Source organism: Gilvimarinus polysaccharolyticus (assembly GCF_001187555.1).
Taxonomy (GTDB): Bacteria; Pseudomonadota; Gammaproteobacteria; order Pseudomonadales; family Cellvibrionaceae; genus Gilvimarinus; species Gilvimarinus polysaccharolyticus.
On sequence record NZ_LFIJ01000001.1, the window covers coordinates 601,919 to 625,440 of the forward strand.

Annotated in this window: 22 protein-coding genes; 17 read left to right on the forward strand and 5 right to left on the reverse strand. The window is 49.7% G+C overall.

Annotation, left to right across the window (positions count from 1 at the left end):
• The first annotated feature begins 12 nt into the window (after positions 1-12).
• The 6 genes from GILYN3_RS02405 to GILYN3_RS02430 all read left to right on the forward strand — a co-directional run bounded on the left by GILYN3_RS02405 (position 13) and on the right by GILYN3_RS02430 (position 7,411).
• Entirely contained in the window at positions 13-1,056 is a 1,044-nt protein-coding gene (locus tag GILYN3_RS02405) for an aliphatic amidase (protein WP_049721371.1), read from the forward strand.
• Positions 1,057-1,086: 30 nt separating this feature from the next.
• Positions 1,087-2,190 (forward strand): AAA family ATPase, encoded by a 1,104-nt coding sequence (locus GILYN3_RS02410; RefSeq protein WP_049721372.1) that lies wholly within the window; start codon positions 1,087-1,089, stop codon positions 2,188-2,190.
• Positions 2,191-3,066: 876 nt separating this feature from the next.
• Positions 3,067-4,074, forward strand: a complete 1,008-nt coding sequence (locus GILYN3_RS02415) for a formamidase (RefSeq protein WP_049721373.1) — start codon at positions 3,067-3,069, stop codon at positions 4,072-4,074.
• A gap of 156 nt (positions 4,075-4,230) precedes the next feature.
• Positions 4,231-5,463, forward strand: a complete 1,233-nt coding sequence (gene fmdA, locus GILYN3_RS02420; RefSeq protein WP_049721374.1) for a formamidase — start codon at positions 4,231-4,233, stop codon at positions 5,461-5,463.
• 3 nt (positions 5,464-5,466) lie between these two features.
• Positions 5,467-5,835, forward strand: a complete 369-nt coding sequence (locus GILYN3_RS02425; RefSeq protein ID WP_049721375.1) for a zinc ribbon domain-containing protein — start codon at positions 5,467-5,469, stop codon at positions 5,833-5,835.
• Between the two features lie 337 nt (positions 5,836-6,172).
• Positions 6,173-7,411: an MHYT domain-containing protein gene (locus tag GILYN3_RS02430; protein ID WP_049721376.1), complete on the forward strand. Its 1,239-nt coding sequence runs from the start codon at positions 6,173-6,175 to the stop codon at positions 7,409-7,411.
• Between the two features lie 29 nt (positions 7,412-7,440).
• Here GILYN3_RS02430 and GILYN3_RS02435 read toward each other — a convergent pair whose 3' ends face one another.
• Positions 7,441-8,148: a type 1 glutamine amidotransferase gene (locus GILYN3_RS02435; protein ID WP_049721377.1), complete on the reverse strand. Its 708-nt coding sequence runs from the start codon at positions 8,146-8,148 to the stop codon at positions 7,441-7,443.
• A 169-nt stretch (positions 8,149-8,317) separates the two neighbouring features.
• Between GILYN3_RS02435 and rhlB the strand changes: the two genes are divergently transcribed.
• Together rhlB and GILYN3_RS02450 are read left to right on the forward strand one after the other, a co-directional pair.
• The gene (gene rhlB, locus GILYN3_RS02440; RefSeq protein ID WP_232305494.1) at positions 8,318-9,958 is read left to right on the forward strand and encodes an ATP-dependent RNA helicase RhlB; all 1,641 of its coding nucleotides are present in this window, start codon (positions 8,318-8,320) and stop codon (positions 9,956-9,958) included.
• A 224-nt stretch (positions 9,959-10,182) separates the two neighbouring features.
• Positions 10,183-11,580: an AmpG family muropeptide MFS transporter gene (locus tag GILYN3_RS02450; RefSeq protein WP_049721380.1), complete on the forward strand. Its 1,398-nt coding sequence runs from the start codon at positions 10,183-10,185 to the stop codon at positions 11,578-11,580.
• Between the two features lie 22 nt (positions 11,581-11,602).
• Here GILYN3_RS02450 and GILYN3_RS02455 read toward each other — a convergent pair whose 3' ends face one another.
• Complete coding sequence (locus GILYN3_RS02455; protein ID WP_049721381.1) at positions 11,603-11,938, reverse strand: MGMT family protein; 336 nt, start codon at positions 11,936-11,938, stop codon at positions 11,603-11,605.
• A 73-nt stretch (positions 11,939-12,011) separates the two neighbouring features.
• Here GILYN3_RS02455 and GILYN3_RS02460 point away from each other — a divergent pair, with 73 nt between their 5' ends.
• From GILYN3_RS02460 to GILYN3_RS02495, 8 genes are all read left to right on the forward strand, one after another.
• Positions 12,012-13,037 (forward strand): DUF481 domain-containing protein, encoded by a 1,026-nt coding sequence (locus GILYN3_RS02460; protein WP_049721382.1) that lies wholly within the window; start codon positions 12,012-12,014, stop codon positions 13,035-13,037.
• Between the two features lie 39 nt (positions 13,038-13,076).
• Positions 13,077-13,550, forward strand: coding sequence for an FxsA family protein (locus tag GILYN3_RS02465; protein ID WP_049721383.1), 474 nt, complete (start codon positions 13,077-13,079; stop codon positions 13,548-13,550).
• A gap of 251 nt (positions 13,551-13,801) precedes the next feature.
• The gene (locus GILYN3_RS02470; RefSeq protein ID WP_049721384.1) at positions 13,802-14,092 is read left to right on the forward strand and encodes a co-chaperone GroES; all 291 of its coding nucleotides are present in this window, start codon (positions 13,802-13,804) and stop codon (positions 14,090-14,092) included.
• 49 nt (positions 14,093-14,141) lie between these two features.
• A complete protein-coding gene (gene groL, locus GILYN3_RS02475) occupies positions 14,142-15,788 on the forward strand; it encodes a chaperonin GroEL (protein WP_049721385.1) in 1,647 nt (548 codons plus the stop codon).
• A 216-nt stretch (positions 15,789-16,004) separates the two neighbouring features.
• The gene (locus GILYN3_RS02480) at positions 16,005-16,586 is read left to right on the forward strand and encodes a superoxide dismutase (RefSeq protein ID WP_049721386.1); all 582 of its coding nucleotides are present in this window, start codon (positions 16,005-16,007) and stop codon (positions 16,584-16,586) included.
• Between the two features lie 224 nt (positions 16,587-16,810).
• Complete coding sequence (locus GILYN3_RS02485; protein ID WP_049721387.1) at positions 16,811-17,596, forward strand: hypothetical protein; 786 nt, start codon at positions 16,811-16,813, stop codon at positions 17,594-17,596.
• A gap of 98 nt (positions 17,597-17,694) precedes the next feature.
• Positions 17,695-19,215 carry a fumarate hydratase gene (locus tag GILYN3_RS02490; RefSeq protein WP_049722526.1) on the forward strand — a complete coding sequence of 507 codons (1,521 nt, stop codon included), beginning with the start codon at positions 17,695-17,697 and terminating at the stop codon, positions 19,213-19,215.
• A gap of 161 nt (positions 19,216-19,376) precedes the next feature.
• Positions 19,377-19,709 (forward strand): 4a-hydroxytetrahydrobiopterin dehydratase, encoded by a 333-nt coding sequence (locus tag GILYN3_RS02495; RefSeq protein WP_049721388.1) that lies wholly within the window; start codon positions 19,377-19,379, stop codon positions 19,707-19,709.
• A gap of 47 nt (positions 19,710-19,756) precedes the next feature.
• Here GILYN3_RS02495 and GILYN3_RS02500 read toward each other — a convergent pair whose 3' ends face one another.
• Genes GILYN3_RS02500 through can form a run of 3 tightly spaced genes read right to left on the reverse strand, consistent with a single transcriptional unit; the run spans position 19,757 to position 21,916 of the window.
• Entirely contained in the window at positions 19,757-20,491 is a 735-nt protein-coding gene (locus GILYN3_RS02500) for an NYN domain-containing protein (RefSeq protein WP_049721389.1), read from the reverse strand.
• A 15-nt stretch (positions 20,492-20,506) separates the two neighbouring features.
• Positions 20,507-21,232: a spermidine synthase gene (locus GILYN3_RS02505; protein WP_049721390.1), complete on the reverse strand. Its 726-nt coding sequence runs from the start codon at positions 21,230-21,232 to the stop codon at positions 20,507-20,509.
• Positions 21,233-21,286: 54 nt separating this feature from the next.
• Positions 21,287-21,916, reverse strand: coding sequence for a carbonate dehydratase (gene can / locus GILYN3_RS02510; RefSeq protein ID WP_049721391.1), 630 nt, complete (start codon positions 21,914-21,916; stop codon positions 21,287-21,289).
• Between the two features lie 106 nt (positions 21,917-22,022).
• On the opposite strand from can, the gene sbcB reads away from it, so the two are divergent.
• Positions 22,023-23,501: an exodeoxyribonuclease I gene (sbcB, locus tag GILYN3_RS02515; protein WP_049721392.1), complete on the forward strand. Its 1,479-nt coding sequence runs from the start codon at positions 22,023-22,025 to the stop codon at positions 23,499-23,501.
• The last annotated feature ends 21 nt before the right edge of the window (positions 23,502-23,522 follow it).

A 23,522-nucleotide genomic window follows, 5' to 3' on the forward strand; every position in this document is an offset into this window, starting at 1 on the left:
CAGGAGTTAACGATGCGTCACGGTGATATTTCTAGCAGCCCCGATACAGTTGGCGTTGCAGTGGTTAATTACAAAATGCCTCGGTTACACACTAAAGCTGAAGTGTTAGAAAATGCCCGTAAGATTGCCGATATGATGATTGGCATGAAGAAGGGTTTACCGGGTATGGATCTGGTGGTGTTTCCCGAGTACAGCACGATGGGAATCATGTATGACAACGATGAAATGATGGCTACCGCTGCCACTATTCCGGGTGAAGAAACCGCGATTTTCTCTGAGGCCTGTCGTCAGGCCGATACCTGGGGAATATTCTCGTTAACCGGTGAGCAGCACGAAGATCATCCTAACAAAGCGCCTTATAACACCTTGGTGATGATTAATAATCAAGGTGAGATCGTACAGAAATATCGTAAATGTATTCCTTGGTGCCCCATTGAGGGCTGGTATCCCGGTGACAAAACCTATGTTACCGAAGGTCCCAAGGGCATGAAGATCAGTTTGATTATTTGCGATGACGGTAATTACCCTGAAATTTGGCGTGACTGCGCTATGAAAGGTGCCGAGTTAATTGTCCGTTGTCAGGGGTATATGTACCCGGCTAAAGAACAGCAAGTGATGATGTCTAAAGCGATGGCTTGGGCCAACAACTGTTATGTTGCAGTGGCTAACGCTTCGGGTTTTGACGGAGTTTATTCTTACTTTGGGCACTCGGCCATTATTGGTTTTGATGGTCGCACATTGGGCGAGTGTGGCGAAGAGGATATGGGCGTGCAGTACGCACAACTGTCTGTGTCGCAAATTCGTGACGCACGTAAAAATGATCAATCGCAAAATCATCTGTTTAAATTATTACATCGCGGTTATAGCGGCGTTTATAATTCTGGTGATGGAGACAAAGGCGTTGCCGAATGTCCTTTCGATTTTTATCGCAGTTGGGTGCTCGATGCAGAAAAAACCCAAGCAGATGTTGAGGCAATGACCCGCTCGACAATTGGTGTCGCAGACTGCCCCGTGGGTGATTTGCCGGTAGACGGAAAAGAAAAGTCAGCGGACTAATGGATTTTAAATCGGTGAGTAGGGGGTTGTGTGCCATTTATTAATGATTTATTGGCCGATCAGAACCCCCCAAGTTCTGTATCGCCTAGTGCTGGCAAGGCCGGTGAGTATCGCGTAGGACAAACGCGGTTTCGTTTTGATGTAACTAAAGCCAAAGCATTATTACGCGAGCGAATTGTTGGTCAGCCCGAAGCGATGGCGGCACTTGATAGTGCACTTGATGTGTTGAAGGCTGACATAGCAGATCCAGACCGACCGCTTTGGTCGGCTTTGCTGGCAGGCCCTACGGGAGTGGGTAAAACTGCCACCGTTAAAGTGTTAGCCGAGGCTCTCACCGGGAGTGCTGATAATTTTTGCCGCATTGATATGAATACATTGTCGCAAGCGCATTACAGTGCCGCTTTATCTGGTGCGCCACCTGGCTATGTGGGTAGTAAAGAGGGACACACCCTTTTTGATCCGGTGTTAATCGCCGGTGATTACTCTACGCCCGGCATTGTGTTGTTTGATGAGGTGGAAAAAGCCAGCCCAGAAGTCTTGCGAGCACTGTTAAATGTTTTAGAGGACGGGCACCTGCGTTTGAGTGCAGGTGAAAAAACCATCGATTTTCGCAATACGCTACTGTTGATGACAAGTAACCTGGGTGGGCGTGACTTAAGCGCGTGGTTAAAGCGCGCCCATTGGTGGCCGGGCAATTCATCTAGCGTTTTGCCGCCGCGTGTAAAGCGACGAGTGAACGAGCGTATAGAGGCGTTCTTTGATCCAGAGTTTATCAACCGACTAGATCGGGTGTTAATCTATCGGCCGCTGGGGCAGGACAATGCGAATACATTGCTCGACCTTGAAATTGCACGATTAAACCGGCGCCTTAACCGTAAGGGATGGAGTCTGACTTTAACAGTTGAGGTGTGTGACACTATCGCAAAAACCTCTATGGACAAACGCTACGGTGCTCGGTCTGTGAGAAGAGTCGTGCGGGATGCTATTGAATCACCGCTGGCACAATTTTTACTCACCTCTGGTCCGGTAACTAATCCAGGCCTTTCGGTAAAGCCTACCTCAAGCACTACATCCATGCTACGAGTGGCTCATGGGCAATTGCAGTCAGGCAATATCGTTTTTCACGAACAGTAATCTTACCTCTTACTCTCGCATTAAAGCGTTGGCATTCTCCGGCGCTTTAATGTGTCTCGTCATCTGTCATATTTTGTTTACTAAAGTCTAGACCATGCGCCAAATGACGTAGTGCTCGAGCTGTTTGTCGTATGATCGGTTTTGCTCGTGGATTCGATACTAAGCCCACATCCGCAGTCCGTCGCAACCGCGCCTTTAGCTGGGTATTTAATTGAGCAGGGCGCTCATAAAGACAAATTGCAGCTACTGACTATCCATAGCGTTTTACAGTGCGGTGAGGTGCAATTTCGTTGACTTAGTGACACTAGCCTTTTAACTTCACAGTGAATAGCTATTAGCAAAAGCCAGCTCTTTTATAGCCGGTTTTTGGGTTTTAGGCCAGCATTATTAAGAGCGGATTAAGTCTGATTTTCGACTTTTACGGTCAATGCTGCATTTGAGGTAGTTAGCTGGCTAACGCCGTTGTGTTACTCAACATTGAAGCATCGCATGTGCAGTGATTGTCGGTAGCCTAATCCACTTATCCTTTTTAGTTCACTAGCAGCAAGTTATCCTGTTTTGCGCTAGCAAGTCCGCACGATACAGCACTCTCGCAGATATACTTTTAACCTTCCTAACCAGAGATGGACGCTGTAGTGGGCGTTATTGGGTGGCTCCTGTAGTCAGATGCTTTGTAATCCAATGTTGCTATGTAAAGGGGGCGGCGCGCCGTGCTTTCAGGAATGATACTTGCGAATCATTTTTCATGTTCCCTTTTGCCTCTTTGCCGGTGCTGCAAACCTACGTCATTTAACGAATATACGCAATGTTATAACATTGCAACAATGCCCTTGTATCTGCAGATAACCCATTAAACATTCATTCTGGAGTTTTTGTATGGCTAGTACAGGTAGCGTTAGCGCTTGGGATGAAGCGCTTTTGACCGCAATGATTCAATATCCCGTCCCAGTGATTAAAGGTCCCGAAGATATTCAGGTCCAGGTGGATCAAATTTGTAAGGCTCTGGCATCGACAAAAGCCGGTTACCCTGATCTTGACTTGATCGTATTTCCGGAATATTCCACGCAAGGCTTAAATACAGCTATCTGGACTTATGATGAAATGCTGTTGACGATTGATAGCCCCGAGATCGATCAGTTTCGAAAGGCCTGCGTCGACAATGACGTATGGGCCGTTTTCTCCTTGATGGAGAAAAATGAGGATCCGTCTAAGCCGCCCTATAACACCGCTATTATTGTCAATAATGAAGGCGAAATTGCACTGCACTATCGCAAATTGCAGCCTTGGGTGCCGATTGAGCCCTGGTCGCCGGGCAATTTCGGTATGCCAGTATGTGACGGGCCCAAGGGTTCCAAACTTGCCGTTTGCATCTGTCACGACGGTATGTTCCCAGAACTAGCTCGCGAAGCCGCTTATAAAGGTGCCAATGTCTATATTCGCATTTCCGGTTATTCGACCCAAGTAAATGATCAGTGGATTTGGACCAATCAAACCAATGCTTGGCAAAATTTAATGTACACAATCTCGGTCAATTTGGCCGGTTACGACGGTGTTTTCTACTACTTCGGTGAGGGCACGGTGTGCAACTATGATGGCAACGTCGTTCAGCAAGGTCACAGAAACCCCTGGGAAATCGTGACCGCGGAGCTTTTCCCGAGACTGGTAGACAAGGCTCGAGAAAACTGGGCGCTGGAGAACAACATCTTTAATCTTGGGTGTCGCGCTTACGTAGGCCAGCCCGGAGGCAGCAAAGAAAACTACCTGACGTGGGTTAAGGACCTTGCCGATGGTAATTACAAGCTGCCTTGGGATGACAAAGTTAAGATTCGCGATGGCTGGAAGTACTATCCCGACGGCGTAAAGCTGGGGCCGATGCCAAAATAATCGATCGCTTTTTCTTTAGATCTGCGCTGGCACCACTCACCTACGTCAAATGACGTAGGTGAGTGGTGCTATTAACGCATGGTCGCTCCTTGGGGTTTCATCGATACTGCAGTCATTACTAACTGGATCAAGATGATTCCCCGAGGAGTTACCGACATGACAGAAACCATTGTAAAAATCGACTTAAGCAAATCGGCCTATGAAAACGACATGATCCACAACCGTTGGCACCCAGATATTCCTATGGTTGCCACAGTTAAGCCTGGCGACGATTTTATTATGGAGTGCTACGACTGGACTGGTGGTCAGATCGAAAACAATGATTGTGCGGATGATATTCGCGATGTGGATCTGACCCAAGTACACTTTTTGTCGGGCCCTGTCGGTGTTGAAGGCGCTGAACCTGGCGACTTGTTAGTCGTCGATATTCTTGATATTGGTGCCTTTAAAGAAAGCCAGTGGGGTTTTAATGGTTTTTTCTCTAAACAAAACGGCGGTGGCTTTTTAACCGAGCAGTTCCCCGAAGCACAAAAGTCCATTTGGGACTTTAACGGCATGTTCACAAAATCACGCCATATACCTGGGGTCGAGTTTGCCGGTCTTATTCACCCAGGGTTAATTGGTTGTCTGCCATCTAAAGAATTGTTGGATAACTGGAACGAACGCGAGAAAGGGCTGTACGATACCGAGCCTGATCGCGTGCCAGCACTGGCTACACTGCCTTATGCCGAGACTGCGCATATGGGCCGTATGAAAGGTGATGAGGCGAAGGTTGCTGCGGCCGAGGGCGCGCGTACTGTTCCGCCTCGTGAGCACGGCGGCAACTGTGATATTAAAGATTTGTCTCGCGGCTCAAAAATCTATTTCCCTGTTTATGTTGAAGGCGGTGGTTTAAGTGTAGGCGATTTACACTTTAGCCAAGGCGACGGTGAAATTACTTTCTGTGGCGCTATTGAAATGGCCGGTTGGATTCACTTACGGGTTAATTTGGTTAAAAAAGGCATGGAGATGTACGGGATTAAAAACCCGATCTTTAAACCTAGCCCGATCACGCCAAAATACGATGACTATATTATTTTTGAAGGTATCTCGGTAGATGAGCACGGCGGTCAGCATTATCTGGATGTACAGGTGGCTTACCGACAGGCCTGCTTGAATGCCATCGAATTTTTAACCAAATTCGGTTACAGCAAGGCACAGGGTTACGCCATTTTAGGCTGTGCACCAGTGCAAGGGCATATCAGTGGCGTGGTGGATATCCCCAACGCTTGTGCGACCTTATGGCTGCCAACGGATATCTTTGAGTTTGATATTAACCCGACCGCGGAAGGCCCCAAGAAAATGGTCGACGGCACCATCGACATCCCATTATCGAAAGATAAGGAGTAAATCATGCCTGTTTACGATTACCGTTGCAGCGAGCACGGCGTGTTTAATGAGCTGGCGACTATAGACAAAAGCTCGGCGCCTGCGGCTTGCCCGCAGTGCGGCACGTTGTCAGGTAGGGTGATTATGATGTCACCGACACTGATGGATATGGCCCCTAGCAACCGCCAGGCCCATGCTCGCAATGAGAAATCACGGGACACCCCGTCATTCTCGACGCCTGAGTCACGCCTTGAAGATAAGGCTCGGCGCGAGCACAAGCACGGTAAAGGTTGCGGCTGTGGCGATAGCCCAATTCGTAAATCGAAAGTGTTTTATACGCCCGATGGCAGCAAGATCTTTCCCTCGGCTCGGCCTTGGATGATCAGCCATTAGCGCAGTGCTGGAGTAATAGTTTTATTTTTTATACTTTGGGGAGCTTGCTCCCCTTTTTTATGTGGGCCGATATTGCGCCCAATATTCTATTTATATAGGCAATATCGCCAGCGCGAGCAACGGCTCGACCGGCCCTCCTAGTAATCACCTCCTGCTCGGCAATGCTGTAATCCCAGTTAAACCTACACCTGTTTGTGGCGCGATATTTGAGCGCAATAGGCGAAGATTGTGAGCAATCATAGAACTTTACATATGATTACGCTTTCGAGTGATCTCTTTTCTGGTTTGGCACGTAAAATTGCGAACCTGTTAAGTTTTTATCCCTCGGAAATCCTTTATGTCTGGTAGTTATAGTTTAACCCTAGTGTTTGCCTCTTATTGTGTGGCTGTTATTGCCGCTTACACCGCTATTTATTTTGGAACTCGAATATTTACTATGCACGACGGTGCCGGCCGAAAATTTTGGTTAGGCATGGGCGCTATTTGTATGGGCTCTGGTATTTGGTCTATGCATTTTGTTGGCATGAGCGCCTATACCATGCCGGCGGGTATGACCATGAGCTTTAGCGCACCCTTGACGCTGCTTTCATGGATACCTGCGGTTCTAGCCTCAGCCTTGGCGCTATACGTAATTACTCGCGCGACGGTTAGCTCGCTGAGTATTGCCGCAAGCGCCGTTATTATGGGGGCGGGTATTTGCGCTATGCACTATGGCGGAATGTACGCGATGCGTATGGACCCTCAAATTCAATACGATGGAGTTATTGTAGCAATATCGATCATTATTGCCGTCGTCGCCTCTGGTGCAGCATTGGTTATTTGTCGTCAGGTACGGGTAGTACCTGCGCAGTACGCGCTGGTGGTTAAAATCGTTGCGGCATTGGTGATGGGGGCCGCTATTTGCGGTATGCACTATACCGGCATGGCCGCGGCGAGTTACCCGATGCATGCTATGGCAGCCCATGACAACACACTACAAGGGCAGTGGATGGGTATTCCTACGGCAATAGTGGCAAGTATTGTTTTGTTGCTGGCGTTAGTGGTGGCGTACCGAGATTTTAAGCAAGCAGAGCAAGAGCGTCGCAATGCCGCGCACGAACATCATCGCGTGATTGAGAACGCGTTTGCCGATCAGTCTACCGGGCTTGCAAATCGCACACGCTTTGAGCAGTTGTTGATTCAAAAAATGTCAGTAGAGGGCAACCGCTTTAGTTTGGTTTATATTGAAATGAATGGTTATCGGGATCTTCGCAGTGCCTTAGGCGAGCAGAGCGCACAGCAGATGGCACAGGATTTTGCGGTGGCTATTAAAAAAGAGTTGGGTAATACCGATGACATAGCGCGTTACAATAGTGCGGGGTTTATTGCGCTAGTCCCTGAGATGACTAATCGCAAGTTGGCGAGCGTATTTGCCCAGCTTAAGTATGCGCTGGGTGGCGCCGACTATATGTCATCGTACGGCCAGTGGTCGCTTGGGTATAGTAATTATCCCGATTCTGCGACCAATAGCCGGCTGTTGGTGCGCGCGGCGCAAAAAACTCGGTACAACGTCGATTACCAAGCGGCCTCGGCGTAAAGGCACTCATGTGTGATGGGTGTGTAGTGTTAATGATGCGCGTTTAACGGAGCCGCCTCAGCCATGATATCTAATGTCCTGGCCATTAATGTGCGGATTTGGGTAAATTGCGCAAGAGTACCCGCTACCGTTTTGGCTGGTTGTACATAGAGGCTGCCGTCCAGTTCATGGCCACAATGCTCTAGTAGCGCTTGGGCCGATTCGGCGGTTGTCTCTAAGTGAAACTGCAACGCCAGTACCCGTGTGCCAATGGCAAAGGCTTGGTGTTGGCAGGCTTCGCTGTGGGCAAGGTGAGTAGCGCCGTGGGGCAGGGCAAAAGTATCACCGTGCCAATGAAATACGGTCGGGTTGTCAGTAAATAACTGGCTGTAAACACTGTGGCTGGTTAGTCCCTGCACGGGGTGCCAGCCGATCTCGCGGTGGCGCCCAGGAGTTACCGCAGCCCCTAGTGCGCTGGCAATTAATTGCGCCCCGAGGCATATTCCTAATACGCGTTTACCCGCGCTAACTGCGGCGGCAATCAGTTGTTGCTCGGTTACTAGCCAAGGGTGCTGAACAGTATCCGCGACGCTCATCGGGCCGCCCATAATCACCAGCCAATCAAAGTCAGTGAGCTTAGGCAGCGGCTGGTTGAGGTATAGATGATGGTTGGTAACGCTATAGTTCCGCGCGGCAAATTCATCAGCCATACTTCCCAGCCCTTCAAAGGGTACATGTTGCAATACACTAATACGCATCAATATCTCCATAAGTGAGGCTGGAATAATAGCCTGTTGGTGGTTAAATTACCGCTGCGCAAGACTGATTTATCTGGCGCTGCTGGGCGGAGCATGGCTGTACGAAAAAGGTCAGGAACGGCATAATCGTGTATACTCCGGCCACATTTTAATCAACAGGTGTTTCATTTTGATCGCAAAGTTATTCAGAAAAATAATCGGCGGCGACAACTCACCAAAGCCGCAGACTCCCCCCAGTAAAGCTGCCGACACGTCCAAAGCAACGCGTGGCCAAAAACTTGCTGGCGATCAGAGCCCAAGGCCCAACTCAAAAAGCCGCGCTAAGCCTACAGCGACCGCGGGTAAAAGTGACTCAGGTAATCGAACTAAACGCGACGACAAGCGAGATAATACCCAGGGGACGAGCAAAAGCCGCACTAATACAACAGCTCCCGCAGCCAAAAAATCTAGCACTAAGCCTAAAAGACCACCTAAGCAGGCGTGGGATGTTGCACAATTTGTGGTTCCTGCTGTGGAGGGTAAAGTCCGCTTCCACGATTTTAATCTCGACCAAGATCTGATGCACGCGATTGCCGATTTGGGCTTTGAGTATTGCTCGCCGATTCAGGGGCAGTCGCTGCCATTTGCCTTAAAAGGTCGCGATGTAGTGGGTAAGGCCCAAACGGGTACCGGTAAAACAGCGGCTTTCTTAACGGCTATTATCGAGGATTTACTTAAGCATCCATTAGAGGAGCAGCGCTACGCTGGCGAAGCCCGAGCATTGGTGATTGCACCTACCCGCGAGCTGGTGATGCAAATTGCCGAAGATGCCGAGCTGCTGTGTAAGTACACCGATTTACAAGTGCATACACTGGTGGGTGGCATGGATTATGCCAAACAGCAGCGTCGCCTAAACGATAGTCTAGTGGACATTTTAGTGGCAACCCCTGGGCGTTTACTGGATTTTTGCCGCAATAAAGATGTGCATTTAGATCAGCTAGAAATCATGGTGATCGATGAAGCTGATCGCATGTTGGATATGGGCTTTATCCCACAAGTGCGTCAAATCGTCCGTCAAACACCGCGCCGCGAAGAACGGCAAACCTTGTTCTTTTCGGCGACTTTCACCGATGAAGTACACCGTTTGGTTGATCAGTGGACCAACAATCCAGAAACTATTGTTATCGAGCCTGAAAGCGTTGCCACCGATACGGTAACCCAGTATGTGTATTTGGCCAGCACCGAGGAAAAATACACCTTGCTCTACAACCTAATTCAGAGCGAATCGGTAGAGAGTATGATCGTCTTTGCCAACCGCCGAGATGAGTGCCGCCGCTTAGAAGAAAAACTTAAGCGCCATGGGATTAAAGTCGGGCTACTTTCGGGCGAGATCGCGCAAAACAAACGCGTATCGACTCTAAAGGCCTTTAAAGACGGTGATATTAAAGTGCTGGTGGCCACTGACGTAGCGGGTCGCGGTATTCATATCGACGGTATCAGCCATGTGGTGAACTTTACCTTGCCCGAAGAACCCGAAGATTACGTCCATCGAATCGGTCGTACCGGTCGTGCTGGCAACAGTGGTACTTCTATTAGCTTTGCTTGTGAAGATGATGCCTTTCTACTAGAGCCAATTCAGCAGCTGTTAGGCAAACCGTTGCGCTGTGAGCAGCCGCCAGAGGCGCTGTTGGCAGAGATGCCACCTATGGCGCCGGCGCCACGGCGTAGCAGTAGCGATCGCTCATCGCGCGATCGTGGCCGTAACAATAGCCGTGGTCCAAGTCGAGGTGGTAATAGTAACCGCGGCCCTCGGGGTGGTGGTCATCGCTAACGGGTGATTTTATTGATGGCGTGTCTTGCTATACGTTTTTACGGGCCTTTTGTTGCTATATCAGTAGCCATTGGCCGGTTTAATGTGTGGCGAGCGCTAAGTAACTACTGGGGCTTGCAGTATTTTACGAAACTTTGCAGGCATGTCGGCGCTTTGCAGCTGCCGCAGCTGCGTGGTTATCTGATTTCTGTTAACGTTGCGCTTTTCCGCAATCGGCTCGGGTTATGCAAAAAATAGGTACTGCAACAGCCCGCTCGTGGCTCGCAACCCTCAAGCAATACCGCGATATTCGCCTGCTGTATGTGTTTTTACTAGGCTGCTCGTCTGGTTTCCCCTTCGTTTTAATTGGTTCTAATTTAACCGGCTGGCTCACCGATGCGGGTATATCTCGCGCCGAGGTTGGACTGATCGGTGCCGTTTTTATCGTTTACGCCATTAATTTTCTTTGGGCACCGTTGCTCGATCGGGTGCACTTGCCATTTTTTACGCGCAAGTTGGGGTTGCGGCGCAGCTGGATTTTTTGTCTGCAAGGGATAATGTTGCTGCTTATTTTGGGGGTTGTGGGTACACAGCCTTCGGTTAGCTTGCTGTGGACGGGTATTCTGGCGCTGGGCATTTCGGCTTGTTCGGCGACCCACGATATCGCGATAGATGCCTACCGTATCGAAATTATTGGCGACGATGCTGGTCGTGTTCCTGCCGCCTCGGCGGTAAGCATTATCGGTTGGTGGACGGGCTATTCACTGCCTGGGTATCTGGCATTTGCTAATGCCGATGCCATTGGCTGGTCCGGCGTGTACTTGTGGATGGCTCTAGTGATGGCATTGTTGATGGGGTTCACGTTGTATGTTCGTGAGCCGGTAACCGATCGCGAGCAATTACAAGCGACAGCGCAATTGCGTTATGCCGGAGCGCTCAACGCGGGTAGTCGTCGGATTGACCGTGTGTTGGTTTGGTTGAGTGTCACGGTGATTGAACCGTTCGCTGATTTTTTTCGCCGCAACGGTTGGCGTTTGGCGTTGTCCATATTGCTGTTTGTCTTTTTGTTTAAAATTGGCGAGGCGTTTTTGGGGCGCATGTCGATTGTGTTTTATCGTGAGATCGGGTTTTCTAATGAAGATATCGCTCACTATTCAAAATTAATTGGTTGGGGCTTAACGGTTGCCTTCACCTTGTTAGGCAGCACTATTAATATCCATTACGGTATTGTGCGCGGCTTGTTTATTGGCGGCATAGCGATGGCGGCGAGCAACTTAATGTTTGCTTGGATTGCGCTAACGGGCCCCGACGAGACGTTGTTTATGGCCGCTATCGTCGTCGACAATTTCTGTGCGGCCTTTTCGACGGTGGCATTTGTCTCACTGTTGACCTGGCTTACTGGACGCGCGTTTTCGGGGGCACAGTATGCGCTGTTGGCATCGCTTGGTAACTTAGGTAGAACCACCTTGGCATCTGGGAGTGGCACTTTAGTTGATTGGTTGGATGGCAACTGGGCATTGTTTTTTGTGCTGACAGCGTTGATGGTGATACCTGGGTTGTTGTTACTGCTGTTAATCGGGCGTCAGCTTACGCCTGAGGGGGGTGGTCGGCCGCTCGATAACAAGCGCCATAACCTTGATTGAAACGACTGTCTTGCTGGGTGTGTTATTCCCGAGGCCAGCGATATTGTGCCAAGGCAATACGCTCGTTGCGAAAAGCAATGCCTTCTGCTTCAAGCCGTGTACGTTGTTTGCCGGCGGCATCCGAGCCCGCCGGCAGTGATATTTTACCGCTAGCGGCCACTACCCGGTGCCACGGTAGCTGGGTATCGTTTGGTAGTGCACGCAGCTGGCTACCCACCCAGCGAGCGGCCCCAGGGCGGCCCGCCAGTGTGGCTAATTGGCCGTAGGTAATAACTCGCCCGACCGGTATCTGGGCCAGTACGGTATAAAGCGGGTTGGGTGGAGTGTCGGCCAGCCCCGACGGTTGTGATGGGTGCATAAATACCCCTACATAGAGCTAATGTTAAAACGTTGGTAGATCTGATAAGTGTAATGCGAGAGTGGATACGAGTGTGAGAAAACTGGGAATCATTGTGTTGTTATGGCTTAACGCCAGCTTGGCCCACGCCGGCTTTGTTGAGCTGTTTAACGGTGATCGCGTAGAGGGCGATTTTGTTAAACTCGACGGTGACTCGCTGGTGTGGGGCAGTAGCAACTTTGGTACGTTGAAAATTGCTCGCGCCAAAATTAAAAATATCAACACCACAATGCCGATGAAATTAAGCGGCAGTGTAACGCCTTGTTTGCTGGACGGTATGAAGCAAGAGTATTTGTTTTACTCCTGTGGGGGAGATCCTGATCAGCGCAGCGTATCGCTTGCATCGCTGGAGGTTATGCTGCCCTTTGAGAGCCATATTGAAGGTGAGTACACTTATAGTGGCAAGCTTAGCGTCACCGGCTTTTTTGCCGAAGGTAACGATGTGCGGCGCGATATTAAAATGAAAACGCATATTGAATATCGTCGCAGTGAGTTTCGCCACAATGCTAACTTAGAGTATGCCAGTTTCTCGTCCGACCGTGAGGCCCCCGATGAGCTGTGGTTGGGAAAGTATACCCTAGACTGGTTCTTCCGCGAGCGCTGGTTCTGGAGTAGCGATGTCTCTCTCGGGGCCGATGAGTCCCGTGGCGTTGAGCAGTATTATACCTTTGGTAGCGGTACTGGTTATCAGTTTTGGGAAAATTCAGATACGGCCCTGGCGCTTACTACCGGGCTTACATATTTAAATGAGCGGTATGAAATACCCGAAGAGCCCGAGGAAGATTTTAGCGAAATTAATGAACGATTTGCCTTGCGCTTGGGAACTAACTTTCGTTATTTGTTGCCTTTAGGTGTGTCGTTTTTTCACGAGAATGAAGTTACCCGCTCACTTGAGGATGGCAGTGACTGGCGCTTGACCACGGGTACGGGTATTAGCACGCTACTGGCCGGTAATTTGTACTCTGAAGTTAAAGTCGATTACAACGTCGATAATCAGCCGCAGCAAGATAAGCGGCGTGAAGATACCCGCCTGATGGTTGGGGTAAGTTACGAGTGGTAGCGCCCAAGCGCTACTAAAGCGAACACATGGAGAGCTTCAATGCCGATATTTCTTAGTCTTTTTATTATAATTCCGCTGCTAGAGATCGGCCTGTTTATTCAAGTGGGCAGCCGGATTGGGGTGCTGCCGACAGTGGCATTGGTGGTGTTGACCGCTGTTTTTGGCGTGCTGCTGTTACGCTGGCAAGGTTTTACAACCTTGATGCGCGCTCGCGGTCGTATGCAGCAAGGGCAAATGCCTGCGCGTGAAATGGTCGAGGGCATTATGTTGGCCTTTGCTGGCGCCATGCTGTTAACACCAGGCTTTTTTACCGATGCCTTAGGTTTTTTACTGCTGATTCCAGCTTGTCGGCACGCTCTTTTTAATTCCCTCGGTAAACGTATGATGATTGGCAGTCTGTATGCGGCTCCCGGCGGGGTAGGGCCACGTCCATCGGCCGGTGGCGATGTCTATGATGGTGAGTTTCGCCGTACTGATAACGCCTCAAATGACACTTTACCGCCTAAAAAGTAAGCAGTTGGGCGAAAGCTCGTAAAAAATGACCTAAATCCTCTCTTTTTTTGATTTTTTCCTGTTGTAGCTATTGAAATAGCCTGTCGCCATCCCCACCTTTTGAGCAAGTTCGCAAGTGTGTGGCAAGCGCTGCATACAGGATCCGAATTTTTGCCGAGATCGGCAAAAGTCTGGGGCAACCCGGGTTCGACATTGTCGTTATTGCCTTTTGTTACTAAGCATTTAAACCTGTTAGTTGGAGATAGAAGTCCATGAATATTCGTCCGTTACACGATCGCGTTGTGGTTCGCCGCAAGGAAGAAGAAAAAACTACTGCCAGTGGTATCGTTTTACCCGGTTCAGCCAAAGAGAAGCCCAACCAAGGTGAAGTGTTGGCCGTAGGTAATGGCCGCGTACTGGATAGCGGTGACGTTCGTCCGGTTGACGTGAAAGTGGGTGACATCGTTGTATTTGGTAAATATGCCGGCAGCGACACCATCGAGATCGACGGTGAAGAGTTAGTGATTTTAAGCGAAGGCGATATCAAAGCCGTACTTGCTTAATATCCTCCCCATAAGTGTTGTTGAACGATTTATTGTAAGGAATTAAATTATGTCTGCTAAAGAAGTAAAATTTGGTGATAACGCCCGCACACGTATGGCAAAAGGCGTTAACATTTTGGCTGATGCCGTAAAAGCAACTTTGGGGCCCAAAGGGCGCAACGTTGTATTAGAGAAATCTTTTGGCGCGCCTACCGTAACCAAAGATGGTGTTTCGGTTGCTAAAGAAATTAGCTTAGAAGATAAATTTGAAAACATGGGCGCACAGATGCTGAAAGAGGTTGCCTCTAAAGCTTCTGACGACGCTGGTGACGGCACCACTACTGCAACAGTATTGGCGCAAAGCATTGTTAATGAAGGCCTTAAGTCAGTAGCGGCCGGCATGAACCCAATGGACCTTAAGCGTGGCATCGACAAAGCTGTTACCGCTGCAGTTGCTCACATTCGCTCGATTGCTCAGCCTTGTGATACCCCTAAAGCGATTGCTCAGGTGGGAACCATCTCGGCCAACAGCGATTCACACATCGGCGATATTATTGCCGAAGCGATGAGCAAAGTAGGTAAAGAAGGTGTTATTACCGTTGAGGAAGGTACCAGCCTTGAAAATGAGCTAGACGTGGTTGAAGGTATGCAGTTTGATCGCGGTTACCTGTCGCCTTACTTTATCACCAATCAAGACAATATGATGGTAGAGCAAGAAGCGCCCTACGTTCTGTTGGTTGATAAAAAGATCTCTAACATCCGCGAGCTGCTGCCCACCTTGGAAGCTGTGGCTAAATCTGGCAAGCCGTTAGTTATTGTTGCCGAAGATGTTGAAGGCGAAGCCTTGGCAACATTGGTTGTTAATAACATGCGCGGTATTGTTAAAGTGTCTGCGTGTAAAGCGCCGGGTTTTGGTGATCGTCGTAAAGCCATGCTGCAAGATCTTGCCGTACTGACTGGCGGTACTGTGATCAGCGAAGAAGTGGGCTTAGACCTTGAAAACGTTACTCTGGAGCACCTGGGCACCGCTAAGCGTGTGACCATGAGCAAAGAGAACACCACTATCGTGGATGGTGCCGGTGATGCAAAAGAAATTGAATCACGCGTTGCGCAAATTCGTACCCAGATCGAAGACACTAGCTCTGATTATGATCGTGAAAAACTGCAAGAGCGCGTAGCCAAACTGGCCGGCGGTGTTGCTGTGATCAAAGTCGGTGCTGCTACTGAAATGGAAATGAAAGAGAAAAAAGCACGCGTTGAAGATGCTCTGCATGCGACTCGCGCAGCCGTTGAAGAGGGTGTTGTGCCTGGCGGTGGTACTGCTCTGTTGCGTGCCGTGGCCGCTATCGCTGATCTGGTTGGTGATAACGAAGACCAAAATGCTGGTATTGCTATTGCGCGTCGCGCAATGGAATCACCTCTGCGTCAAATTGTTACCAACTCAGGCGAAGAAGCCTCTGTTGTTGCCGATAAAGTGCGTAAAGGCGAAGGTAACTTTGGCTTTAACGCCGCCACTGGTGAGTACGGTGATATGCTGGAGATGGGTATTCTTGACCCAGCTAAAGTTACTCGTAGTGCACTGCAAGCGGCGGGCTCTGTTGCTGGCTTGATGATCACCACCGAGGCTATGGTGGCGGATAAGCCTAGCGAAGGCGGCGCAGCTGCCCCAGATATGGGTGGTATGGGTGGTATGGGTGGCATGGGCGGCATGATGTAAGTCTGCGCCACCGGGCTCTGTAGTATTTATCCCATTATTAACGGGGCCCTAAAGGCACCTTCCTTTCTAGGAAGGTGCCTTTAGTATTTAATAGCGTTATACTTTTGCGCTTTAGATCAACATTAAAAGTGTCGGCAGGGCTTTGCCCGGTTGATGAAAAAAGACTGAATAACTCGCTTTGAGGGTTTCACTTTAACCGTGTTAATGGAGAATGTTATGGCTTTTGAATTACCGGATCTGCCTTACGCAAAAGATGCTTTGGCACCGCACATTTCTGAAGAAACGTTAGAGTTTCACTACGGCAAGCACCACAAAACTTACGTTGATAAACTTAATGCTGCAGTACCTGGCACCGAGTTTGAAGGTAAAACATTAGAAGAAGTTGTTAAAACCTCTTCTGGCGGCGTATTTAATAATGCGGCACAAATTTGGAACCACACCTTTTACTGGCATTGCTTAAGCCCTAATGGTGGCGGTGCAGCATCGGGCTCAATTGCCGGTGCTATCGACGCAGCGTTTGGCTCTTTTGAGAAATTTAAAGAAGAGTTCACCGCTCAAGCAGTGGGTAATTTTGGTTCAGGTTGGACTTGGTTGGTCAAAAAAGCCGACGGTTCGGTTGCTATTGTTAATACCTCTAACGCTGAAACCCCATTGACTGATGCTTCGGTAACGCCGTTGTTGACCGTTGATGTATGGGAGCACGCTTACTATATCGATTACCGCAATGCTCGTCCTAAGTATATGGATGCATTTTGGGCGCTGGTTAACTGGGAATTTGTTAACGCCAACTTTGCCTAAATTGTAATCGCTTTATTGCGTGTGCAGAAGTTGGGTTGACGTTATGTCGCCCAATGCTTGTAACAAAAAACGCCGGCATTGCCGGCGTTTTTTGTATTGCTGGAGCGCAGCTTCTTTTTTGTGGTCATACCTGTTATAAACATTACCCTGTTAACAGCGTCATGTTAAACAGCATGATAATCTCATGCGCTTTTATGATTATTTAATCGTTGTATAGGACCTTTATGGAACGCAAAGAGCCCACTCTAGGGGGCGCCTCCCCCGATCGTGATGAACAGCAGCTTGATGATCAGCCAGCACTGCGCACCAGTGCCAGCCGCCCCCAGTCATCATCTCGTTCCGCGCCGCCACCCGTATCTGACGAGACTCGGGGGCCTGGCATGGTTGCCGTATTAGCACTGCTGGTGGCAATTGCCGGCGTCGGTGGTAGTGGCTATCTTATGTGGCAATTAACCGAGTCACAAAAAGTGTTGGCCGATGCCGAGCACCGTATTGCCGGCTTGGAGACGCGGCTTAACCTGAACTCCGATCAGTCCAGTCAAACCGTCGATGAGATCCAAGATAAGTTAAAGTGGGCCGATTCAGAGATTCGTAAGCTCTGGGGGGTATCGCAAGACACCAACCGCAAGAAAATTACCGCCAATGAAGATGCTTTGGTGGTATTAAAGCGGCAGCTTAGCGCGGTTGAAAAAAGTGCCGCCAACGCCACGGCGAGCGCCAGCGGCGTTAAACGTGAGCTGCAGGCTCAACTCGACAAGCTAACCAATCAGCTGTCACAGGCGAATGAGGCGGTGACTAAACTAAAATCAAGCGCCGATCAAATTGAGAGCCTAAGCATTGATGTACAGCGTGTTACGCAGCAGTTGCCAGGGCTGCGCGATTTGGCCTCTCGGGTTAAAACCAACGAAGAGGCGGTAGCCGCCATCGATACCTATCGTCGCAATACCAACAACGATATCTTGCAGCTCAAGCGGCAAATCAGTAATGCCAGTTCGGGTACGGCACCCTAAAAAGATCTTAGATCTGCCCGCTGTTGCTTTATACAGCGGGCAAGCTTGACTATATTGGTGTAAAATTACGCGCAAAATCCAGCCTTCGAGATTTTGCTATGACAACCGTAATTAAAGAAGCCGATCTTATCGAGAGCGTCGCCGATGCTCTGCAGTTTATCTCTTATTATCACCCCGTTGATTTTATTCAAGCTGTACACCAAGCCTATGAGCGCGAGGCCAACCCGGCCGCGAAAGACGCTATGGCACAAATTTTAATCAATTCACGCATGTGTGCCATGGGCCATCGTCCTATCTGTCAGGATACCGGCATTGTGACTGTCTTTGTTGAAGTCGGCATGGATGTGCAGTGGGATGCCAGCCAAGGCCTCACTGATATGGTTAACGAGGGGGTGCGTCGAGCCTACAGCAATCCAGATAACGTGCTGCGCGCTTCGATTTTGTCCGACCCTGATGGTGCGCGTAAAAATACCGGTGACAATACCCCTGCGGTGATTCACTACAACATTGTGCCGGGCAATACGGTTGATGTGCATGTGGCGGCCAAAGGTGGCGGCAGCGAGGCAAAAACCAAGTTTGCCATGTTGAATCCATCGGATTCGGTTGTCGATTGGGTGTTGGATATGGTGCCTAAAATGGGGGCCGGCTGGTGTCCGCCAGGTATGCTGGGCATTGGTATTGGCGGCACCGCCGAGAAGGCTATGTTGCTTGCCAAAGAGGCGCTGCTAGATCCGGTTGATATTCAAGACTTACAAGCCCGTGGCGCTAGTAACCGCTGCGAAGAGCTACGCCTTGAGCTGTACGACAAAGTAAACCGCTTGGGTATTGGTGCTCAAGGGTTGGGCGGTTTGACTACCGTACTGGATGTTAAAGTTAAAGATTACCCAACCCACGCAGCCAACAAAGCGGTAGCTATAATTCCTAACTGTGCGGCGACCCGCCATGCCCACTTTACTCTTAAAGGAGATGGTCCTGCGCTGCAAACTCCACCGTCATTAGACGATTGGCCCGAGATTAGCTGGGAAGTTTCTGACACGGTTCGTCGAGTTAATCTTGACACCGTTAGTGCCGAAGATGTTAAGCAATGGCAGCCGGGCGATACTATTTTGCTGTCGGGCAAAATGTTAACTGGTCGTGATGCCGCGCATAAAAAAATGACAGATATGCTGGCTAAAGGTGAAAAATTACCGGTGGATATGACCGGTCGTTTTATTTATTACGTAGGCCCAGTGGATCCGGTGCGAGACGAAGTGGTGGGGCCGGCAGGGCCGACTACGGCAACTCGAATGGATAAATTTACCCGCACCATGCTGGAAGAAACAGGCTTGCTGGGGATGATTGGTAAAGCTGAGCGTGGCCCGATTGCGATAGAGGCGATTCGCGACAATGAATCGGTCTATTTGATGGCGGTCGGCGGCGCTGCTTATTTGGTGGCGCAAGCGATTAAGTCCGCTAAAGTGTTGGGCTTTCCGGAGCTTGGCATGGAGGCGATTTATGAATTTGATGTAAAAGATATGCCCGTCACCGTAGCGGTAGACAGTAAGGGTGAATCTATTCATAAAACCGGCCCACAGATGTGGCGCGCTAAAATTGAAGAGGGCGTGGTGACGGTTAGCTAATCGATATTTGCACGCTCAGGAGTTTTATGGCTTATGAGCGTGTGAAGGAATCGGCGTAAACGCTAAGCAACAGGAACGTTAAATTTATCGGGTTGTCGCAGGGATTGTTGCAGCAACACACGCCGATTAAATGATAGCGTTTAAATTATAGGAGCTAGATTATGTCTGTATTACATGAACAAACCTGCAGCGCCTGCCACGCCGATGCCCCAAAACTCACTGAAAAAGAGATAAAACAGCACTTGAATCATGTCCCTGAGTGGACGGTAAAATATATCGAGAGTATTCCGGTGTTGACCCGAGTGTTTGAGTTTAAGGATTTTGCTCAAGCTCTGAGTTTTACTAATCGCGTGGGTGAGTTGGCCGAACAGGAGCAGCACCACCCTAAAATTGTCACAGAGTGGGGCAAGGTTAGTGTCGACTGGTGGACCCATAAAATTAAAGGGCTGCATACCAACGATTTTATTATGGCGGCAAAAACCAGTCTATTATAGCGAACCGAAAACGGCTTTGGTGGGGCGGTTTGCCGTACTGCCAGAGCTTATGGCTTGCTGTCTTTAATGTACATGCCCATTCCCGCTCGGGCTTTAATCTCGAATAAATCGGAAGCTTTGATCAGATCGCTGATTTTCTTGTAGCCGTAGTTGATCGACGAAAACGAGCTGTTATTTGATATATAGCTGCCCACCCGCCCGAGATTTGCCCAACCGTCATCCTCTGATGTTTGCTCGACCGCAGTGCGCAGTAACCTTACTAATTGCGTATCGCCGCGCAACTCGTTGCGGGTTTTTCGGCGCGCCGGTTGTTTGGGCTTGTCGTCGGCCTCATCTTCTTCGATTAAGTTTTCGGTGAAAATAAAGGGTGAGCAAGCGTCGACGAATGCACTGGGTGTTTTGCGTTCGCCAAATCCAAATACCGGCATGCCACTTTCTAAAATACGTAACACCAAGGGCGTAAAATCACTGTCGCTGGTCATTAATGCAAAGGCGTTGACGTTACCGCTGTAGAGTAAATCCATGGCGTCGATAATCATCGACGAGTCAGTGGCATTTTTACCTTTGGTGTAGGCAAATTGTTGCACGGGGCGAATGGCGTTGGGGTGTAGTCGCTCTATCCAACCTACTAAGCTTGGGCTTTTCCAATCGCCGTGGGCGTGACGGACGTTGACAGTCCCGTATTTGGCCAGCTCCTCTAAAACGCCTTCTACGGCATTATGGCTAACGTTGTCGCAGTCGATTAATAGTGCAATTTTTAGGGCTTTATGTGCCGTTTCCATGTTGGCCTCTGTCAGTTAATTCTTTTCAGTGTGGGCAACGTATACCGAATTGCTTGCCTCTACCTGTGCAAACGGATTGTAAAAGGTGACAAGCTCGCTCGTCACTTTGGCAAACACACTTTCTAATAGCTTGATGAATTCTGCATTGGGTGAGTTTTGGCTCCACATGGCAAAGACACCGCCGGGCTTTAACTGTTGCGCCATAGCGCTTAGGTTGCCGTGGGTGTAAAAGCCGGCGTTACTGCTGTTAAGGAATTCGCTCGGGGAGTGGTCGATATCGAGTAAAATCGCGTCAAACAAAGCCCCAGGTGCATTTGGGTCAAAGCCTATGTTGGGCTGAGCCAAATCAAAAAAACTGCCCAATACGTAACGGCAACGGGGATCGCGATTTAACACTTCTCCTACTGGCACTAGTTCGTTTTTATGCCAGTTAATTACTGGCTGTAAAAACTCTACAACAAGAAGTTCGTTAATGCGCTGATCGTTTAGCGCCGCTTTTGCGGTGTAGCCTAACCCTAGACCGCCGACCACCACTTTAAGTTGCTCGCCTGGGGTTGCCGCCAAGCCCAAGTCGGCCAGCGCCACTTCGGCGTCGACAAATAAGCTCGACATTAAAAACTCTTCGCCCAGCTTGACCTCATAAATGTAATCATCACCTAGCGTCGGGATGATACGTCGGCGCAGAGAGATCTCGCCTAAGCTGGTGGGTTGACTGTCGAGCTCGGCAAATAAACGGGCCACGTTAAATCCTTGGGCAGCCCTAGGCCGCGTTAATACGTAAAGTAATTTTGGGGGTTAAACAATGCGATAGCGCTCGCTGATGTCATCAAGACCATCGATTGGCTCCATCAAATTACGGATAATGCCGTCTTTAATGCTGTAGCACCAACCGTGCAAGGTTAACTCTTGACCGCGCTTCCAAGCGTCTTGAACGATATTGGTGTGAGCGACATTAGCCACTTGTTGTACAACATTTAACTCGCACAAGCGGTCGATGCGACACAGCTCGTCATCAATTGCTTCAAGTTCGTCTTGGTGGTTAAAGTAAACGTCGCGTATGTTGCGAATCCAGTAATCAACAATACCAAACTGTTGGTTTTGCATCGCCGATTTAACCCCACCACAACCATAGTGGCCGGTTACCATAATGTGTTTAACTTTTAATACATCTACCGCAAACTGCATGACTGACAGACAGTTGAGGTCTGTGTGTACCACTAGGTTGGCAACATTGCGGTGAACAAACAGCTCGCCGGGGAGTAGGTCGACGATCTGGTTGGCTGGCACACGACTGTCGGAGCAACCAATCCAGAGGTACTCTGGCGACTGCTGTTGTGAGAGCTTAGTGAAAAAATCGGGATCTTCGGATTTTATGTTTTCTGCCCAGCGGGCATTGTTGGCAAAGAGTTCATCCAGCTTATTCATTGGCTCTCCTTCTCGATTGGATGGACAGTATATTTCAAAGCGGGAGTAAAGTGGTAGAGTGGGTTGCACTAAGAGAGAATCGCAGTAAATAGCGCGAGGAGCATGCATGGCGGTCAACACCACAGGAAACACCACCTTTTATTGGCACGATTACGAAACTTGGGGCGAGGTGCCTGCGACTGACCGCCCTTCGCAGTTTGCCGGGGTACGCACCGATACCGACTTAAACGTTCTCGGTGAGCCATTAATGATCTATTGCCAGCCGCCGGAGGACTTGCTGCCCAAGCCTGAGGCCTGCTTGGTTACCGGTATTGCCCCGCAGCATGCCAAGGCCCATGGCCTGCGCGAGGCTGAGTTTATGGCGAGAATTGTTACTGAATTTGCTCAGGCAGGGACGTGCGGGGTGGGGTATAACTCGATCCGTTTTGATGATGAGGTAACCCGTTACGGCTTGTATCGCAACTTTCACGACCCCTACGAACGCGAGTGGAAGAACGGCAACTCACGCTGGGATATTATCGATATGGTGCGGATGACCCGCGCATTGCGACCGGAGGGTATTGAGTGGCCTAACTATGACGACGGCACGCCGTGTTTTAAGCTTGAGGCGCTAACCGCCGCTAACAACCTTGAGCACGGCTCGGCGCATGATGCCTTAAGTGATGTGTATGCCACGATTGCTATGGCGCAGCTGGTTAAACGTCGTCAGCCGAAGTTATTTGATTATGCTTATCGCTTACGCAATAAACGCTTTGCCGCTGGCATGATTGATATTGACAGCTTTAAGCCGCTGCTGCATATATCTTCGATGTTTCCCTCGAGTCAGGGTAATTGCGCGCTGGTATTGCCGTTGGCATTTCACCCACACAACAAAAATAGCGTGATTGCCTACAACTTAAGCGTTGCCCCCGATGATTTATTGACTCTTGAAGCTGAGGCCTTGGCCGAGCGTCTATTTGTGCGCCGCGATGAGTTATCCGAGGGGGTAGAGCGGTTAGCATTAAAAGAAATACACCTTAATAAATCGCCCATGTTAATGCCCACTGCAATGCTGGATGATGCTAGCGCTGCTCGCCTTGGCATAGACCGCGCCCGCGCCGAGGCCTATTGGCAGCGATTTTCTGCAATGACATTGGTTGAATCTACCGCGTTGCGGGCCAAATTGACTAAACTGTATCAGAGTAACCAGTTTGCGCCGCGCACCGATCCAGAGCAGCAATTGTATGACGGCTTTTTAAATGACCATGACAAGAAGTTGTTGGCGGTGGTGCGCCGCAGTAGTGGTGCCGAACTTGCGGTCAAGCCATTGGAGTTTCACGACTCGCGCTTGCCAGAAATACTCTGGCGCTATCGGGCGCGTAATTTTCCAGAGACGCTGACCCCCGCAGAGCAGCAACGCTGGCGAGCCTTTTGTTTTGCGCGCCTTACCGATCCCGCCGCTGGGGCAGGGCTGGTGAAGTCAGATTTTGATCAAAGAATGGCTGCGTTATTAGCCAGTGGTGAGTTGTCAGCCGCGCAACAGCAGCTGTTGGCGCAGCTGCAAGAGTACGCCGACACTCTGTTAATGCAGGCATCTCAAACCTAAAGAAGAGGCGATATTGGGCGC

What these genes read in the sequence shown, in the direction of transcription:
- GILYN3_RS02495 (WP_049721388.1), top strand. Translation starts at nt 19,377, where the DNA reads ATGTCTGTATTACATGAACAAACCTGCAGCGCCTGCCACGCCGATGCC.
- GILYN3_RS02470 (WP_049721384.1), top strand. Translation starts at nt 13,802, where the DNA reads ATGAATATTCGTCCGTTACACGATCGCGTTGTGGTTCGCCGCAAGGAA.
- GILYN3_RS02480 (WP_049721386.1), top strand. Translation starts at nt 16,005, where the DNA reads ATGGCTTTTGAATTACCGGATCTGCCTTACGCAAAAGATGCTTTGGCA.
- GILYN3_RS02465 (WP_049721383.1), top strand. Translation starts at nt 13,077, where the DNA reads ATGCCGATATTTCTTAGTCTTTTTATTATAATTCCGCTGCTAGAGATC.
- can (WP_049721391.1), bottom strand. Translation starts at nt 21,916, where the DNA reads ATGAATAAGCTGGATGAACTCTTTGCCAACAATGCCCGCTGGGCAGAA.
- GILYN3_RS02415 (WP_049721373.1), top strand. Translation starts at nt 3,067, where the DNA reads ATGGCTAGTACAGGTAGCGTTAGCGCTTGGGATGAAGCGCTTTTGACC.
- GILYN3_RS02425 (WP_049721375.1), top strand. Translation starts at nt 5,467, where the DNA reads ATGCCTGTTTACGATTACCGTTGCAGCGAGCACGGCGTGTTTAATGAG.
- GILYN3_RS02455 (WP_049721381.1), bottom strand. Translation starts at nt 11,938, where the DNA reads ATGCACCCATCACAACCGTCGGGGCTGGCCGACACTCCACCCAACCCG.
- GILYN3_RS02435 (WP_049721377.1), bottom strand. Translation starts at nt 8,148, where the DNA reads ATGCGTATTAGTGTATTGCAACATGTACCCTTTGAAGGGCTGGGAAGT.
- GILYN3_RS02405 (WP_049721371.1), top strand. Translation starts at nt 13, where the DNA reads ATGCGTCACGGTGATATTTCTAGCAGCCCCGATACAGTTGGCGTTGCA.
- GILYN3_RS02490 (WP_049722526.1), top strand. Translation starts at nt 17,695, where the DNA reads ATGACAACCGTAATTAAAGAAGCCGATCTTATCGAGAGCGTCGCCGAT.
- fmdA (WP_049721374.1), top strand. Translation starts at nt 4,231, where the DNA reads ATGACAGAAACCATTGTAAAAATCGACTTAAGCAAATCGGCCTATGAA.
- sbcB (WP_049721392.1), top strand. Translation starts at nt 22,023, where the DNA reads ATGGCGGTCAACACCACAGGAAACACCACCTTTTATTGGCACGATTAC.
- groL (WP_049721385.1), top strand. Translation starts at nt 14,142, where the DNA reads ATGTCTGCTAAAGAAGTAAAATTTGGTGATAACGCCCGCACACGTATG.
- GILYN3_RS02430 (WP_049721376.1), top strand. Translation starts at nt 6,173, where the DNA reads ATGTCTGGTAGTTATAGTTTAACCCTAGTGTTTGCCTCTTATTGTGTG.
- GILYN3_RS02450 (WP_049721380.1), top strand. Translation starts at nt 10,183, where the DNA reads ATGCAAAAAATAGGTACTGCAACAGCCCGCTCGTGGCTCGCAACCCTC.
- GILYN3_RS02485 (WP_049721387.1), top strand. Translation starts at nt 16,811, where the DNA reads ATGGAACGCAAAGAGCCCACTCTAGGGGGCGCCTCCCCCGATCGTGAT.
- GILYN3_RS02500 (WP_049721389.1), bottom strand. Translation starts at nt 20,491, where the DNA reads ATGGAAACGGCACATAAAGCCCTAAAAATTGCACTATTAATCGACTGC.